The sequence below is a fragment of the Galactobacter caseinivorans genome, assembly GCF_003640665.1.
Lineage (GTDB): Bacteria > Actinomycetota > Actinomycetes > Actinomycetales > Micrococcaceae > Galactobacter > Galactobacter caseinivorans.
The window spans coordinates 115586-130974 of the sequence record NZ_QQXL01000004.1; the positions used below are offsets into that span (position 1 = coordinate 115586).

Here is a 15389-nt window from a genome sequence, read left to right on the forward strand (position 1 = left end):
CGTGTCTGTGGAGAAGCGGCCAAAACTGTGGATAACTAGCCCCCCCACACGTGGAGGGTCCGCGTCAAGTCCACATACGCACAAGCAAGCTGGGGACAACGGGCCAAAAATAAACTTGAGCGGACTCGCCAGTAACCCCGGAAACTCAACGAAGTACAGCGTTAGAAAACAGTTGTGCACCTGACTGTCCCCAAGTTGTCCACAGTTGTCCCCACCTTCTGTGGCACTTGTTAACAGAGCTCCTGTGGAACTTGTGGATAACTGGTTTGTCTACTGCGGCAAACGGCCCTACCGTGGGGTCATTCCTCTACCTACGCGCCACATGGCGCGGGGGCATTCCCTGCCCAGCAAAGCGTCGGCCCCACGGCGCACTCTGGGTAGGTCAGGAACCAGCAGCGAGGAGTCCAGGGTGAGCGTTCAGGAGTACGAGGGCAGCAGAAGCGCCCCCGGGGATGCCGGAGCGCGCACGCCCCCTCAGGACCTGGTTGCGGAGCAGTCCGTACTGGGCGGCATGATGCTCTCCAAGGACGCCATCGCGGATTGCGTGGAGACGCTGCGCGGCATGGACTTTTACCGTCCCAGCCACGAAAACATCTATGAGGCCGTCATTGACCTCTATGGTCGTGGCGAGCCCGCGGACGCGGTCACGGTGGCGGATGAGCTGACCAAGCGCGGCGATCTGCAGCGGGTGGGCGGCGCCGCCTACCTTCACGAGCTGATTCAGTCCGTGCCGACGGCGGCCAACGCTGGCTTCTATGCGGAGATCGTGCGGGAGCGCGCTGTGTTGCGCCGCCTGGTGGATGCGGGCACGCGCATCGTGCAGATGGGCTACTCCTCTGATGGCGAGGTGGACGCCATTGTGAATGAGGCCCAGGCAGAGGTCATGAAGGTCGCAGATCGCCGCGGCGGCGAGGACTACGTGGCACTGAAGGACATCATCGAGGGCACCGTTGATGAGATTGAGTCGGCGAGCTCCCGCACCGAGGGCATCACCGGTGTCCCCACCGGCTTCTACGAGTTTGATGAGCTGACCCAGGGCCTGCAGGGCGGCCAGATGATCGTGGTTGCCGCGCGTCCCGCCGTCGGTAAGTCCACGTTCGCCCTGGATATTGCCCGCTCCGCTGCCATTAAGCACCACCTCACCACCGTGTTCTTCTCCTTGGAAATGGGCCGGAACGAGATCGCGATGCGTCTGCTTTCTGCGGAGGCCACCATTGGCCTGCAGGACCTGCGCAAGGGCCAGGTCAAGGACGAGCAGTGGACCAAGATCGCCAACACCATGGGCAATCTCAACGACGCGCCGCTCTTCATTGACGACAGCCCCAACATGTCCCTCATGGAGATCCGGGCCAAGGCACGCCGCCTCAAGCAGAAGCATGACCTGAAGCTGGTGGTCCTGGACTACCTGCAGCTCATGAGCTCCGGCAAGCGCGTGGAGTCCCGCCAGCAAGAGGTCTCCGAGTTCTCCCGTGCGCTCAAGCTCATGGCCAAGGAACTGGACGTGCCGGTGATTGCGCTGTCTCAGCTGAACCGTGGCTCCGAGCAGCGCACGGATAAGCGCCCGCAGGTCAGCGATCTGCGCGAGTCCGGCTCCATTGAGCAGGACGCCGACATGGTGATCCTGCTGCACCGCGAGGACATCTACGACAAGGAATCCCCGCGCGCCGGCGAGGCGGACGTGATCGTGGCCAAGCACCGTAACGGCCCCACCAAGACCATCGTGGTCGCGTTCCAGGGCCACTACTCGCGCTTTAACAACATGGCGCAGGGTGACTACGCGGAGCCCGGCGGCGGGGTATAGCGGCAGGACTATCGGGTGCCCGACGCCGCCTGGCAGGGTGGCGCGGGCAGTCGTGAAACACTGCTCAGGTGACCTCCCCAGACCCGGCCCTGGTTCCCGAACTGCTCGTCGCTGACGTGCAGCGCAGCCTGCATTTTTGGATTGATCTGTGTGGCTTTGAGATCCAGTACCAGCGGGCAGAGGAGGGTTTCGCGTACATCGCGCGCGGTTCGGCTCATCTGATGCTGGAACAGCACGCGGTGGGTCGGAACTGGGTGACCGGCACGCTGGAGCGGCCCTTGGGCAGGGGGATCAACTTTCAGATCAGCGTTCCTGAGCTTGATCCGATTCTTGACGCGCTGCGCGCCGAGGAGTGGCCGCTCTTCATGGAGCCGGAGGCCACGTGGTACCGCGTGAGTCAGACCGAAGAGACTGGCGTGGAGCAGTTTCTCGTCACTGATCCCGATGGGTACCTGGTGCGGTTTCAGACGTCTGCGGGCCGTCGCGCTCTCTAAGACCTAGCCCAGCGCGACGGCACATTGCGCGCCAACAGTGATGAAGCCCAGCCGCGCGGCGAGCCGGTGGGAGGATTCGTTGTCCGTGCGACTGCGCCATTGGGGGATCAGCCCCCGTTCCAGTGCGGCGCTGACGGCCGCGGACGCCGCGGAATACGCATGATCACCACCGCGATGTTCGGGGTGTGTCAGGACGCCCAGCTGAGCTATTTCGGAATGCCAGGGATCAAAACCGCTGACGGCCACGGTCGCTCCCGACCCCGCCGCTGTGGAGGCCCAAGCGTGAGGCATGCCGCCCACGCCGGACTCATCGTCTTCTTCCTCGGTGCAGGCCGTCCGCACTGCGGTGAGGTCCGTGGCCGTCGCCGTCGATGTCTCGCGACTCCCTGGCGGCGGCGCGACTGCGAGGTATGAGAGCGTCGCAGTGCCGATCGGCACGGCAGCCGGTCCAAGCGCGGAGGCCACCACGCGCGCGTCGAGCAATTGTTCCGGGTCCAAGCGCCGCAGGCGCCTCATCAGGTCCGGCGGAGCGGCGACCAGGCGCGTGCCAAAGAGGGCCACGGAGACCACAGCGTCCAGGTCGTCACGCTCCACGAATTCGATCCCGCCGTCGGCCACGAGGCCGCTCGCCCCGAGCGCCTCCAGCCACACCCGGCGAATTCTTGCCTCGAGGTGAGCCGGCAAACGGTCCTGGGCCTCAGACGCCTTGCACATACTGCCGGCAGACGTAGACGCGCGCGAACCGTTCACGCAGAACGGCGACCAAGGCCAGAGCTGGCTGCTTCGGCAGGGTGCGGTGTGGCTTCACGTCGTCGAAGTACTGGGTCCCCAGGAAGGAGAGCGCACGGCAACAGTCCCGGCCCGTCACAGCGTGAAGATGTTGAGGCCCAGATCTGCGTCTAACGCCTTCTCCAGCGGATGGGCCGCAACCGTGATGAAGAATTCGCCGGCACCGCGGATCCACGCCTCCTTGAGATGCCCGGCGATCGCCGAATAGTCGGAACGCCCCAACGTGGTGTGGATGTGCACCAGGGTCTCGTCGCCGCGCACCGAAATGTTGCCCTGCAGGCCGGCGATCTCCATCTGCTCATCAAACTCGCGGTCCACGTAGGTGAGCTCGATGGGGTCGCGGAAGAGCAGGGTGGCCCGGCTGACCGCACCGATTCCGCGAACCGCCCCACCCCGGATGCCCTGGCTACGGGCAAAATCGGTGATCGCCGCGACTAGTTCGGCGCCCGTGCGAACGCTCAGCACGTGGTTGGGGCCGCCGATGTGCCTGGCTGACCAGGTGGCGCCGGCTGTTGCCCCCGACGTGGTCTCCGGCTGTCCCGCGGGCTGGCTCGGGGTAGTGGGCTGCATGGAACAGTCCTCCGTTTCTGCGCACCAGGGCGCATCAGTCGGGTGAACTCGCATCATGGCCCGGATCGACGGGGGAGTCAACGGGCCCGCGTGAACTCCAGTTCGTCGCTGGTGCCGGCTGTGAACCAGGTCGCGGGCCGGGAGGGGCTCATGCCGGGTTCGTTGGTTCTCCTGGGGTGCTGGCGATGCGAGCTCAGGGCGCCGCGGGCGTGAAATAATGGGGCTACCCCCCACCCTGAAGGATCCTCGATGTCACGCTGGGCCGTCGTCTCGCGCGCCTGGGCCACCTCGGCCCTCGCCGTGGCGTGTGCTCTGTGGGCCCACACGGCCGCCGGCGGCACCGTGACCTCCTGGCTGGGACCCCTGCTGGCCCTAGCGCTCGGCTCCGTCCTGGCGCTTCCGTTGATGCGTGCGCGCCCCAGTTGGCTGCGCACGCTGGGCCTGCTGCTCCCGTCGCAGCTGGCGTACCACTTCCTTTTTGGGTCCATGGGTGCGCCTTCCCTGCCCGACGCCGCTGGCCCCCTCCCAGCGCACACGCACCACGGCGCGCTGGGTACCCCAGGGCAATCGGCCGGTTCCCTGGACGGGATGCCTTCCGGGCACCAGATGGGCGGCCACCAGATGGGTGGCCATGAGATGACCGGGCCGCTGGCGGACCTGGCCAGCGCCTCCCCGTGGGGCGCGGACCAGTTCATGATTGTCGCGCACGTGGGGGCAGCCGTGGCCTCCGCCCTGCTGGTGCGATGGGGCGAGCTGCTCCTGATCGCGCTCTGTGCGCAGTTACGCCTGGGTGCTCGCGCGGTGGCGTCGTCAGCAGTCGCCTCCGCCCAGCGGGTGGCCCTCATCCTGGGAACCAGGGCTCCCCGACCGGCCGCCCTGCGCTGGGCAGCTGGGGTGGACCCACATCCGCACCGGCCCGGGTCCCTTCGGCTGGTTGGCTCGCTGCGATTCCGCGGGCCGCCCTCGCCCGCCTGAGCCACTCACCCGGAACCGGCCTCACCGCCGTGCCCCGCCAGGAGTGAGCCTGCGCGCCTCCCCACGCCCGCGTCGTCGGGCAGCCCCACCGCACCCCCGGTGAAGGGCCAGGCAGGCGTGCCCTCCCCTTTTCCTTTCGCGCTCGCCGTCAGCCGCCGCGCGCCCCCGTGGGGGCGGAGCGTCGCACTCGCCAGCGCCCCGGCTCCCCAAGGAGCACCCGCATGTCCACTCCCACCCCTTCCTCTGTGGTGCCGCAGACGCGGCCCGCAGCTGAACCCCCACGGCCAGGCGCCCGCCGCAGGCCCTGGCTCAAGCCGCTCGTGATGCGCCTGCACTTCTACGCCGGCATCTTTGTGGCGCCCTTCATCTTGTTGGCCGCCGTCACCGGCGCAGCCTATTCGGTCACTCCGCAGCTGGAAAGAGTGATCTATGCCCATGAATTGAACGGTTCTGGTACTGCGGAAACGCCCATGGCCAGCCTCGAATCACAGCTGAGTGCAGCCCAGCGGCACACGAACGACGCGGCCGTGGTCGCCGTGCGCCCGGCGCAAGACGCAACACATTCCACGCGGGTTATGTATGCCGATCCCGAGGACACAGATGGAGGCCAGCGCACCGTCTTTGTTGATCCAGTCAGCGCCGAGGTGCTGGGCAGTTTCAATACCTACACCAGCGTGGGCCAGACCCCGATGCGCCACTGGCTGGAGGGCTTCCATTCCTCGCTGCAACTGGGTGAGCCGGGCCGGATCTACTCGGAGATTGCCGCCTCCTGGCTAGGTGTGATTGCCGCGGCTGGCCTGTTCCTCTGGTTGTGGACCTGGGGCAAGTCCAAGCGTGCGGCCAGGCGAGACCTGCTGCGGCCGGCGCTCAAGCAGACAGGGTATCGACGAGCCCGGAGTCTACATACCTCTGTTGGCATATGGGCACTTGTGGCCATGCTTTTCCTGTCCGCCACCGGCATCACGTGGTCGCAATGGGCCGGGAACAACGTCACGGAGCTGCGCGCGGCGCTGAGTTGGACCGCCCCCAAGCTCACCTCCACCCTGGGTGGCGCCCCGGCGGGCGGCGGCGGTGGCGCGCACGCCGAGCACGGCGGCATGGCCGCCCCGACCGAGGGAAACCAGTGGAGTGATCCCGCGGCCTTCACCCAGGTGCTTTCCCTGGCGCGCATGAGCAATATCGACGGGAATCAGTTGGAGATCCGCCCGCCCGCAGATCAGGGGAGCGCGTGGGTGGTGAAGGAGACCCGCGCGCAATTCCCGGTCAAGGCGGACCAGATAGCCATAGACCGCGCCAATGGCACGGTGGTTGACCGCCTGGACTTTAATGACCAGAACCTGCCCTCCCAGTTGGCCACCTTGGGCATCAACTTGCACATGGGTGAGCTCTTTGGCATCTGGAATCAGGTGGGCCTGCTCCTGGTCGCGCTGGCCATCATCGTGATCATCCTGGCCGGCTACCGCACCTGGTACCTGCGGCGCCCGCAGGGGTTGCGCCTGCGGGACAAGAAGCCGCCCTTCCGGCCCTTCGCGGTCCCGTGGTGGGGCTGGGCGCTGTTCGGCGCTGCCGGGTTGGGGCTGGGTCTGTTCCTGCCTGCGCTGGGACTGACGCTGACCGCGTTTGTGCTCTGCGATGTAGTGCTCATGCTGACCCGGGGCGCCCGCTCGCGCCGCCTCGCAGCGTAGGCGAACTCAGCCGGCGCCCCACCGCCCAGCCGCTTAGCCGCGCGGCCGCCCAGCCGCGCCATCCGGACGCTCACCGGGTGGCGCGGCTGGGCATCCTCAACCCGCTGCCGCCCGGCTACGCGGCGGGGGACACAGCTCCACGCGCAGTGGCTAGGCTGAGCCCCATGTCGACGCGCGAGTATGACCTGATTGTGTTGGGTGCCGGGCCGGTGGGCGAGAACGTGGCCGATCGCGCCGTGCAGGGCGGGCTCTCCGCCGTGGTTGTGGAGGCGGAATTGGTGGGAGGCGAATGCTCCTACTGGGCTTGCATGCCGTCCAAAGCACTCCTTCGCCCGGCCGCAGCCCTGGCAGAGGCGCGCGCCGTGGCGGGCTCTGCGCAGGCCGCGACTGGTGACCTGGACGTGGCCGCCATGTTCAAGCGCCGCACCTCCTTCACCCACGACTGGGATGACAAGTCTCAGGAGGACTGGCTTGCCACCGCGAAGATCGACCTGGTGCGCGGCACCGGTCGGATCGTGGGGGAGCGTCTCGTGGAGGTGACCGGCGCCGATGGTGAGGTCACGCGCCTCAGTGCGCGCCACGCCGTCGCGCTCTGCACCGGCACCTCGGCCTTTGTTCCGCCGGTTCCCGGCCTCAGCGACGCAGACCCGTGGACCAGCCGCGAGGCGACCAGCGCCACGAGCGTTCCCGAGTCCCTCATTGTGCTGGGCGGCGGTGTGGTGGGCGCGGAGATGGCGACGCTGTATTCCGCGCTTGGCTCGCGCGTGACGGTGGTGGCACGCAGCGGGATGTTGCCGCAGCTGGAGCCGTTCGCGGGTCAGGCGGTGGAGGCCTCGCTGACGGCGCGCGGGGCGTCGGTGGTGCGGGCCGGCGTGAGTGCTGCCGGGCGCGCTGGGGCTGGCGAGACTGGGCCCACCAAGTTTGTGGAACTGGACAACGGTGAGCGGGTGGAGGCCCAGGAGATTCTGGTGGCGACGGGCCGCGCGCCGCGCACGGAGGGGCTGGGGCTGGACGCCCTGGGCCTGGAGGGTGTGAGGGACGGCGGCTGGCTTCCTGTGGATGAGACGCTGCGCGTGGTCGGCAGCGAGTGGCTCTACGCAGTCGGAGATGTGAACCACCGCGCCCTGCTCACGCACCAGGGCAAGTACCAAGCGCGCGCGGCCGGCGACGTGATCGCGGCGCGGGCGCTGGGCCAGCCAGTGTTCGACGACGCGTGGGGGGCTCACGCTGCCACCGCGGACCACGCGGCGGTCCCGGCCACGGTCTTCACCGATCCGCCCATCGCCTCTGTTGGCCCCACGGCCAAGCAGGCAGAGGCCGCGGGCCATCAGGTGCGGGCGATCGACTACAACCTGGGGTGGGTGGCCGGCGCGGCCACCTTCGCGGACGGCTATCAGGGCACCGCGCGCGTGGTGATAGACACGGAGCGCGATGTGCTGCTCGGCGCCACCTTTGTTGGTCCTGGCGTGGAGGAGATGGTGCAGGCCGCGACCATTGCGGTGGTCGGCGAGGTGCCGATTGACCGGCTCTGGCATGCCGTGCCCGCCTATCCCACCATCAGTGAGGTGTGGCTGCGTTGGCTGGAGGAGTACGGGCGCCCAGGTGCCCGCTGAGGCACGCGGCGGGCGTGCTAGCGTCGCCGCATGCCCCAAGAGCTTCCCCAAGAGTCTCTCCAAGACCTGCCCCAAAACCTGCCCCAGGCTGCCCGCCTGGTGAAGCCCTCCGTCGCCTATCGCGAGTCCTTCTTGGCCTCGCATGCGGAGTGGGAGGGAGCCTGGCAGGACGGTGCGGGAGTGGACGCGGACGCGGACTTCTCCGCGCCCGGCGCCTTTGAGCAGTGGGTGGCCCGACTGCTGAGCCAGGAAAGCGAGCCGCTGAGCCCGGGCATGGTCACGTGCACCTTCCGGTGGTTGGTGGCGGGGGATCAGTACTTGGGTTCTGTTGCGTTGCGGCACGAGCTCAACGAATACCTGGCAAACTTCGGCGGCCACCTTGGGTACGGGATCCGCCCCTCGGCCAGGCGCCAGGGCCACGCCACCGCCGCGCTGGCCCAGATGCTGGACCTGGCCCGTGAGCGGGGGATGGACAGGGTTCTGCTCACGTGCGCCGAGGCCAATCTGGGCTCGCGCGGCACCATCGAGGCCAACGGGGGCGTGCTGGAGGACGTGCGTGTGGACGGCGACGGCGTGGCGCTGCGGCGGTATTGGATCTCGCTCGGTGCGTGAGGCCAGGCCCGGTCAGGGAGTGAATCGCTGGTGCACAGGCCGCTCCTAAAATCCGCACGTATTGTCGAAGACACCTCAAGGGTGCGAGTGATGACAAGACAAAAGCCCCGACCGGATGCCCCGGTCGGGGCTTTTGTGCGTCCCGATGCGTCCCGATGGGCCCGGCCAGGGTGAGGAGACCGGACTCACCCTGGCCAATCAATACCCCTGTGGGGTATGTTCTGACTGTGGCCGTCGCAGAGACGACCGGACCAGCAGCGCAACAGAAAGCAGGGCGGCATCATGGCCGGAACGGAACTGGGCACCAGCGAGTACCTCCTGAGCGCCATCAGCGCACCCACGGAGATCAACACCCCGGGTGAGCTCAGCTTCCACATCGTTGGCCCGGACGGCGCCGCGGTCACTGACTTTGAAACCTCCCATGACAAGGCCCTGCACCTCATGGTGGTGCGCTCCGACGGGCAGAACTTCCTCCACGTACACCCCGTCCTTGACGCGACGACCGGCACGTGGAGCCTGCCCTGGAGTTGGGTGGAGGCCGGCAGCTACCGGGTGTTTGTGGACATCACCCCGCGCGGCGCTGAAGCCATGACGCTGAGCCGCATGATCGACGTCGGAGGGGTGCTGACCCCGCGCCCGGCCACCGGTCCGGTGCGCGCCGTCAGCGTGGGTGGCTTCGACGTCAGCATTACCGGCGAGCTGCTGGGCGGGGACATGAGTGATCTGGTGGTGAGCGTGAGCCAGAACGGCGCCCCGGTGACCGCGTTGGAGCCCTACCTTGGCGCGTTTGGCCACCTGGTGAGCCTGCGGGACGGGGACCTCTCCTACCTGCACATCCACCCGCATGGCGATGAGCCGCAGCCCGGCCGGCACTCCGGCCCGGAGGTGAGCTTCATGGCCCACACGCCCAGCGAGGGCCGCTACCTGCTCTTCTTCGACTTCCAGGTGGCGGGCCAGGTGCACAGTGCGCACCTGGTGCTCGACGCCGCTCGGGGCACCTCGGTGCCCGGCTCGCCTCACGCGGGCCATGAGATGGCGATGGGCCACGGCGCCCACGGCGCCCACGGCGCCCACGGCGGGCAGGGCGAGAACAGCCACGGGGCACACGCGTGAGCCCCCGGTACCCCTCGGGGACGGTTCCTTGCGGCTGACGTCGTCGCGCAGTGCGACGACCTAACGAACCCATCATCGTTAGCGCCCCTTAGGGGCACCGTTGCAAGGAACCCTCATGCTCTCCGTCCTGAAAAACCCCAGCTACGCCAAGCTCTTCTCCGCCCAGGTCATAGCCCTCATCGGCACTGGCCTGCTCACCGTGGCCCTTGGGCTCTTCGCCTACGACATCGCCGGGGATCAAGGCGGTGTGGTGATGGGCGTGGCCATGACCATCAAGATGCTTGCCTACGTGGGCGTCACCCCGGTGGTCAGCGCGCTCACCGCCAGGCTGCCGCGCAAGACCGTGCTGATCGCCGCGGATGTGGTGCGCGCGGCCGTGGCCCTGGCGCTGCCGTGGGTGTCAGAGGCCTGGCACATCTATGCGCTGATCTTCCTGCTGCAGTCCGCCTCCGCCACCTTCACTCCCACGTTCCAGGCGCTGATTCCCTCGGTATTGCCTGCGGTGCGGGACTACACCAAGGCGCTGTCCCTGTCCCGCCTGGCCTATGACATGGAGGCGCTGGCGAGTCCCCTGCTCGCGGTGCTCTTGTTGCAGTTGGTGGACTACCACCAGCTCTTCTTTGGGACGGTCGCCGGGTTTGTGATCTCCGCGCTGCTGGTCCTGATCACCCGGCTCCCCGGCACGGTCGCAGGCGGCCCTCAGCGCAGCTTTGCCCAGCGGCTCACGGGTGGCATCAAGCTGTTCTGGACCAGGCGCGAGCTGCGGGGCCTGCTGGCACTGAACCTGGTGGATGCGGCCGTCACCGCCATGGTCATCGTCAATACTGTGGTGATTGCCCAGAGCCTCTTTGGCCGGGACCAGTCCCAGGCGGCGCTGCTGCTGGCGGCCAATGGCACCGGCTCCCTGCTGGTGGCGTTCGCGATGGTCCCGTTGCTTGATCGCTTCAACGACCGGGCGGTCATGAAGGTGGGCGCCACCGCCCTCCCGCTGGCCCTGCTGTTGGGCGCGGCCGTGATGTTCCTTGGCAGCGGGGACGCGCAATGGGTGCTGCTGCTGGCGGTGTGGTTCCTGATCGGGGCCAGCACGGCACTGACGCTCACCCCGTCCTCGCGCCTGCTGCAGCGCAACTCCACGGATGACACGCGCCAGGAGGTGTATTCGGCGCAATTCTCCCTCTCCCACGCCGCATTCCTGCTGACGTATCCGCTGGCCGGATTCCTGGGTTCGGCGCTGGGCATGCCCGCCACCGCGTTGATTCTGGCGGGCGTGGCGCTGGCCGCCATGGTGCTGCTGCGCCTGGCGTGGGCGGGGCTTCAGCCCCGGATTGGCGCGCCGGTGGTTGCGGTGGAAGCGTAGGGGCATGATCACGCTCGACGACGTCCGCGCGGCGCACGCTCTCATCTCACCTTCCGTGCGGGTCACCCCCCTGAGCCGCTGGTCACCGCGGGTGTTGCTCAAGCACGAATACATGCAACTCTCCGGCACGTTTAAGGCCCGCGGCGCCTACGCGCGGCAGCTGGCGGCCCTGGCCTCAGGGGAGTTGGATCCGCGGGTCGGCGTGGTCGTGGCCTCCGGCGGCAACGCCGGCCTGGCCCACGCGCTCGTGGCGCGGGAGTTGGGCCACCCTGCGGAGGTTTTTGTGCCGGGCGCCGCCTCGGAGGTCAAGGTCAAGCGCCTGCGGGCGGCCGGCGCTACGGTGCACCAGGTGGGCCGCATCTATGACGACGCCTTTGCCGCGTCCCAGGAGCGGGTGGCCCAGACGGGCGCCATCTTCTGCCACGCCTACGACCAGCCGGACATCCTGGCCGGCGCCGGGTCCGTGGCGCTGGAGCTGCAGGAACAGGCCCCGGACGTGGACACCGTGATGGTCTCCGTGGGCGGCGGCGGTCTGCTGGGTGGCCTCCTGGCCGGACTGCGCCCCGGCATCAAGGTCGTGGCCGTGGAGACGCAGGGCTGCCCCACGCTGCACTCCGCGCTCGCCGCGGGGGAGCTCGTGGATGTGGAGGTGGGCGGCGTGGCCGCCGATTCCCTCGGCGCAACGCGCCTGGGCGCGCTGGGCTGGGAGCTGGCCAAAGCGGCGTCGGGCACTGTCGAAGCGCGGTTGCGCAGCGTCCTGGTGAGCGACGACGCGGTGCTGGCCGCGCAGGCGGCGCTCTGGGACGAGCAGCGCGTGATCACCGAACCGGCCGCGGCCACCGCGCTGGCCGCGCTGACCTCTGGGGCATACATCCCGGCCGCGTCGGAGACGGTTGCCGTGATTCTGTGTGGGGCAAATACCTCGCCCGGGCTGGTGGCCTGAAGCCGTGCCGGAACAGCCCGCGGAACTGTCTGCGGTGCAGCCCCCGGACCCGCGCTGGGCGTGGCTGGACGTCCCGGTGGAGGAGGCGGCGCGCCGATTGCTGGGGTGCCGGCTCATCAGCGAGGTGGGCGGGGACCTCACTAGCGCCCGGATTGTGGAGACGGAGGCGTACTCCCCGGATGACCCGGCTAGTCACACCTTTCGCGGGCCAAACAAGCGCAATGCGGCCATGTTCCTGGGCGCCGGGCACGCCTATGTGTACCTGAGCCATGGGATCCACAGCTGCCTCAACATCGTGAGTGGGCGCGCAGGGGCGGGTTGCGGTGTGCTCATCCGCGCCGTGGAACCCCTGGAGGGCGGCGGGCTCATGCGCCTGCGCCGCGGCGGCCGCGACGGGGTGGAGCTGAGCAATGGGCCGGGCAAGCTGGGGCAGGCGCTGGGCATCAACCTGGGGTTGACCGGGCATGACCTGCAGGCGCCTCCGCTGCGGCTGCTGCGCGGCGCCGAGCCGCCGCGGGTGGTTGTCACCACGCGGATCGGGATCAGCAAGGGAGTTGAGCTCCCGCGCCGTTTTTACGACGCGGAAAGCCGGTACGTCTCCAAGTACGTCCGGGCGTAGGCCTCAGTCGCTAGGCGCTCAGCACCAAGTACGAGACGCGAGGCGTGTGGGGCGTGGGGCGTGACGCGTGGGGAGTGGGCCGTGGCGCCCGGGGCGTGGGCCGAGACGTGTGGGGCGTGACGCGTGGGAGTGGGGCGTGGACCGTGGCGCCCGGGGCCAGCGCCGCCTCTGACGACGATTCCAGCCTGAGTGCCACTTCATACGACATTTGCCGTCTTGCAAGACGGCAAATGTCGTATGAAGTGGCACGGGCACGGGCGACGGGCGAGGGTGCTCATGCACGTGCCGAACCCACCGCTTGCTCGTCCCGAGCCCACCCCGCCGAGCCCACCGGGCCCTACCCAACACCACCCCCGGGCTTGCGCTTTCTCCACTATTCAGTGATGCTATGTACCAGTACTCAGTAACAAAGAGGAGCGAGGAGGGCACATGGGCAAGCAAGCCACAGAGATGCTCAAGGGAGTCCTGGAGGGAATCGTCCTGGCCATCCTGGGCCGGCAATCCGCCTATGGCTACGAGATCACGGCCTGGCTGCGGGATCAGGGCTTCACGGACATCGCAGAGGGCACCGTCTACGCGTTGCTGGTGCGTGTGGAGCAGCGCGGGCTCGTGGACGTGGAGAAGGTCCCGTCGGAGAAGGGCCCCCCGCGCAAGGTCTACACCCTCAATTCGCAGGGCCGGGCGCACCTGGACGAGTTCTGGGGCCAATGGGGCCTCCTCGTTGACCGGGTGGAGTCCCTGCACCGCCCAGGAGCTACCTCAGCCGGAGCTACCTCAGCCGGAGCTACCTCAGCCGGAGCTAGCTCCGCCGGCACCAACGCAACTGAAGACACCGCACAGGAAGGCACCCATCATGGCCGCTGAATGGATTGAAAAGCTCACCGGTTCCTTTGAGGACAAGAAGCGCTACCGGAACTATCGGGCCCGCGTGGAGGCGCTTCCCACGGCCTACGGAGACTCCGTCAAGGCGCTGGAGCGCTACCTCACCTACGCCGGCGCCATCTCCGCGGGAGACACGCTGGTGCAGATGTTGGATGACCTGGCAGTGCTCTTTGAGGAGGCCGCCGCCAACTCCACGCCCCTGCGCGACGTGACGGGGGAGAACCCCGCAGAATTCGCCGAGGACTTCCTCGCCAACTACTCCGACGGGCAGTGGATCAACAAGGAACGCATGCGCCTGAACTCCGCGATCGCCAAGGCGGCGGGGGAGGCCGGCTCCTCGTGACTACGTCGCCGAAGGGTGACGCCGCCATCAGCGTGCGCGGCATCACCAAGTCTTTCAAGGATCAGCAGGTGCTGCGCGGGGTGGACCTGGACGTGGCCCGCGGGAGCATTTTTGCCCTGCTTGGCTCCAACGGTGCAGGCAAAACCACCCTGATCAAGATCCTCTCCACGCTGCTGCGCGCTGACGCAGGCACCGCGACGGTGCACGGTCGCGACGTTGTGTCCGACGCCGCTGGGGTGCGTCAGGCGATCAGCCTCACCGGGCAGTTCGCCGCCGTGGATGAGGTCCTGACGGGCCGGGAAAACCTGGTGCTGGTGGCCAAGCTGCGCCACCTGGTCGGCCCCGGCGGTATCGCCGACGAGCTGCTGGCTCGCTTTGATCTGACGGAGGCCGGGAAGCGGGCGGCCGGGACCTACTCCGGCGGCATGCGCCGGCGCCTGGACATCGCCATGAGCCTGATTGGCCACCCGCCGGTGGTGTTTTTGGACGAGCCCACCACGGGCCTTGACCCTGAGGCGCGCCTGGAGGTGTGGGCCGCGATCAAGGAGCTGGCGGCCGGCGGCACCACGGTGTTGCTGACCACCCAGTACCTGGATGAGGCGGAGCAGCTGGCGCAGCGCATCGCAATATTGCACCAGGGCCACATCATCGCCAACGGCACGCTGGCGGAGCTCAAGGCGCTACTGCCCCCGGTGGAGGTCACCTATGTGGAGAAGCAGCCCAGCCTGGAGGAGATCTTCCTGGCGATGACCGCCCGTGGCGAGGCGCCCACCCAACCCAACCCCGCGGCGTCGGGCACAGGATCTGAAGACCAGGAGGCCTCGGCATGAGTAGCCACGCCCTGCAGGACACGGCCGTGCTGACCGGGCGGCTGCTGACGCGGATCCGGCGCAGCCCGGACACCATCGTCACCACCGCCATCATGCCCATTGCCCTGTTGTTGCTCTTTGTCTATGTGCTGGGCGGGGCCATCCAGACCGGCGGCGGCACGTACATCAATTACATGCTCCCCGGAATCCTGCTCATCACCATTGCCTCTGGCATTGCCTACACCGCCTTTAGGCTGTTCCAGGACCTGCAGGGCGGCATCTTTGAGCGCTTCCAGTCCATGCCCATTGGGCGCTCCGCCATGCTGTGGTCCCACGTCATCACCTCGCTCGTGGCCAATGTGGTCTCCCTGGTGATTGTGGTGGGGGTGGCCCTGCTCATGGGCTTCCGCACCGGAGCCAGCGTGCTTGGATGGCTCGGCGTGGCGGGCATGCTGGTGCTCTTCACTCTGGCGCTGACCTGGATCTCGGTGATCGCAGGCCTGAGTGCCAAGACGGTGGACGGCGCCAGCGCGTTCTCTTACCCGCTGATCTTCCTGCCGTTCGTGAGTTCCGCGTTTGTGCCCACCAACAGCATGCCGGGCCCGGTGCGTTGGTTCGCCGAGCACCAGCCGGTCACCTCGCTCGTCAACGCCATCCGGGCCATCTTTGAGGGTCAGCCCATCGGCTCGGATCTGTGGGTGGCGCTGGGCTGGTGCGTCGGGATTCTGGTGCTGGCGTACATCGGCGCCATGCTGATCTATCGCCGCCGCGCCAGCTGATCTGA

15 protein-coding genes and 1 pseudogene are annotated in these 15389 nt (G+C 68.0%); 14 read left to right on the forward strand and 2 right to left on the reverse strand.

From position 1 onward, the window contains the following. Window positions 1-409: 409 nt before the first annotated feature. Window positions 410-1801, forward strand: a complete 1392-nt coding sequence (gene dnaB / locus DWQ67_RS07750) for a replicative DNA helicase (RefSeq protein WP_233555981.1) — start codon at window positions 410-412, stop codon at window positions 1799-1801. 68 nt (window positions 1802-1869) lie between these two features. Continuing rightward, window positions 1870-2295 carry a bleomycin resistance protein gene (locus tag DWQ67_RS07755; RefSeq protein WP_121485031.1) on the forward strand — a complete coding sequence of 142 codons (426 nt, stop codon included), beginning with the start codon at window positions 1870-1872 and terminating at the stop codon, window positions 2293-2295. A gap of 3 nt (window positions 2296-2298) precedes the next feature. Here DWQ67_RS07755 and DWQ67_RS07760 read toward each other — a convergent pair whose 3' ends face one another. Further along, window positions 2299-3009, reverse strand: a complete 711-nt coding sequence (locus DWQ67_RS07760; protein ID WP_121485032.1) for a GNAT family N-acetyltransferase — start codon at window positions 3007-3009, stop codon at window positions 2299-2301. A gap of 150 nt (window positions 3010-3159) precedes the next feature. Continuing rightward, window positions 3160-3654, reverse strand: coding sequence for a PPC domain-containing DNA-binding protein (locus DWQ67_RS07765; protein ID WP_158595398.1), 495 nt, complete (start codon window positions 3652-3654; stop codon window positions 3160-3162). Between the two features lie 249 nt (window positions 3655-3903). Here DWQ67_RS07765 and DWQ67_RS07770 point away from each other — a divergent pair, with 249 nt between their 5' ends. From DWQ67_RS07770 to DWQ67_RS07830, 12 genes and pseudogenes are all read left to right on the forward strand, one after another. Then, the gene (locus tag DWQ67_RS07770; protein ID WP_121485034.1) at window positions 3904-4629 is read left to right on the forward strand and encodes a hypothetical protein; all 726 of its coding nucleotides are present in this window, start codon (window positions 3904-3906) and stop codon (window positions 4627-4629) included. Between the two features lie 221 nt (window positions 4630-4850). Beyond that, complete coding sequence (locus DWQ67_RS07775; protein WP_121485035.1) at window positions 4851-6314, forward strand: PepSY-associated TM helix domain-containing protein; 1464 nt, start codon at window positions 4851-4853, stop codon at window positions 6312-6314. A 164-nt stretch (window positions 6315-6478) separates the two neighbouring features. Further along, window positions 6479-7927 carry a dihydrolipoyl dehydrogenase family protein gene (locus tag DWQ67_RS07780; protein WP_121485036.1) on the forward strand — a complete coding sequence of 483 codons (1449 nt, stop codon included), beginning with the start codon at window positions 6479-6481 and terminating at the stop codon, window positions 7925-7927. 30 nt (window positions 7928-7957) lie between these two features. Further along, window positions 7958-8539 (forward strand): GNAT family N-acetyltransferase, encoded by a 582-nt coding sequence (locus DWQ67_RS07785; RefSeq protein WP_121485037.1) that lies wholly within the window; start codon window positions 7958-7960, stop codon window positions 8537-8539. A 282-nt stretch (window positions 8540-8821) separates the two neighbouring features. Then, window positions 8822-9652, forward strand: a complete 831-nt coding sequence (locus DWQ67_RS07790) for a hypothetical protein (protein ID WP_199712646.1) — start codon at window positions 8822-8824, stop codon at window positions 9650-9652. A gap of 115 nt (window positions 9653-9767) precedes the next feature. Next, complete coding sequence (locus DWQ67_RS07795) at window positions 9768-11009, forward strand: MFS transporter (RefSeq protein ID WP_121485038.1); 1242 nt, start codon at window positions 9768-9770, stop codon at window positions 11007-11009. Between the two features lie 4 nt (window positions 11010-11013). After that, window positions 11014-11952: a serine/threonine dehydratase gene (locus DWQ67_RS07800; RefSeq protein ID WP_121485039.1), complete on the forward strand. Its 939-nt coding sequence runs from the start codon at window positions 11014-11016 to the stop codon at window positions 11950-11952. Window positions 11953-11956: 4 nt separating this feature from the next. Then, window positions 11957-12571 carry a DNA-3-methyladenine glycosylase gene (locus DWQ67_RS07805; RefSeq protein ID WP_233555982.1) on the forward strand — a complete coding sequence of 205 codons (615 nt, stop codon included), beginning with the start codon at window positions 11957-11959 and terminating at the stop codon, window positions 12569-12571. 429 nt (window positions 12572-13000) lie between these two features. After that, window positions 13001-13324, forward strand: a pseudogene (locus DWQ67_RS14030) (PadR family transcriptional regulator); the annotation flags it as partial. 100 nt (window positions 13325-13424) lie between these two features. Further along, entirely contained in the window at window positions 13425-13796 is a 372-nt protein-coding gene (locus DWQ67_RS07820) for a DUF1048 domain-containing protein (protein WP_121485042.1), read from the forward strand. After that, window positions 13793-14626 (forward strand): ABC transporter ATP-binding protein, encoded by an 834-nt coding sequence (locus tag DWQ67_RS07825; RefSeq protein ID WP_121485043.1) that lies wholly within the window; start codon window positions 13793-13795, stop codon window positions 14624-14626. The genes DWQ67_RS07820 and DWQ67_RS07825 overlap by 4 nt, the downstream gene beginning before the upstream one ends. Beyond that, the gene (locus DWQ67_RS07830; RefSeq protein ID WP_121485044.1) at window positions 14623-15384 is read left to right on the forward strand and encodes an ABC transporter permease; all 762 of its coding nucleotides are present in this window, start codon (window positions 14623-14625) and stop codon (window positions 15382-15384) included. The genes DWQ67_RS07825 and DWQ67_RS07830 overlap by 4 nt, the downstream gene beginning before the upstream one ends. The last annotated feature ends 5 nt before the right edge of the window (window positions 15385-15389 follow it).

What these genes read in the sequence shown, in the direction of transcription:
- DWQ67_RS07760 (WP_121485032.1), bottom strand. Translation starts at nt 3,009, where the DNA reads ATGTGCAAGGCGTCTGAGGCCCAGGACCGTTTGCCGGCTCACCTCGAG.
- DWQ67_RS07765 (WP_158595398.1), bottom strand. Translation starts at nt 3,654, where the DNA reads ATGCAGCCCACTACCCCGAGCCAGCCCGCGGGACAGCCGGAGACCACG.
- DWQ67_RS07770 (WP_121485034.1), top strand. Translation starts at nt 3,904, where the DNA reads ATGTCACGCTGGGCCGTCGTCTCGCGCGCCTGGGCCACCTCGGCCCTC.
- DWQ67_RS07775 (WP_121485035.1), top strand. Translation starts at nt 4,851, where the DNA reads ATGTCCACTCCCACCCCTTCCTCTGTGGTGCCGCAGACGCGGCCCGCA.
- DWQ67_RS07780 (WP_121485036.1), top strand. Translation starts at nt 6,479, where the DNA reads ATGTCGACGCGCGAGTATGACCTGATTGTGTTGGGTGCCGGGCCGGTG.
- DWQ67_RS07785 (WP_121485037.1), top strand. Translation starts at nt 7,958, where the DNA reads ATGCCCCAAGAGCTTCCCCAAGAGTCTCTCCAAGACCTGCCCCAAAAC.
- DWQ67_RS07790 (WP_199712646.1), top strand. Translation starts at nt 8,822, where the DNA reads ATGGCCGGAACGGAACTGGGCACCAGCGAGTACCTCCTGAGCGCCATC.
- DWQ67_RS07795 (WP_121485038.1), top strand. Translation starts at nt 9,768, where the DNA reads ATGCTCTCCGTCCTGAAAAACCCCAGCTACGCCAAGCTCTTCTCCGCC.
- DWQ67_RS07800 (WP_121485039.1), top strand. Translation starts at nt 11,014, where the DNA reads ATGATCACGCTCGACGACGTCCGCGCGGCGCACGCTCTCATCTCACCT.
- DWQ67_RS07820 (WP_121485042.1), top strand. Translation starts at nt 13,425, where the DNA reads ATGGCCGCTGAATGGATTGAAAAGCTCACCGGTTCCTTTGAGGACAAG.
- DWQ67_RS07830 (WP_121485044.1), top strand. Translation starts at nt 14,623, where the DNA reads ATGAGTAGCCACGCCCTGCAGGACACGGCCGTGCTGACCGGGCGGCTG.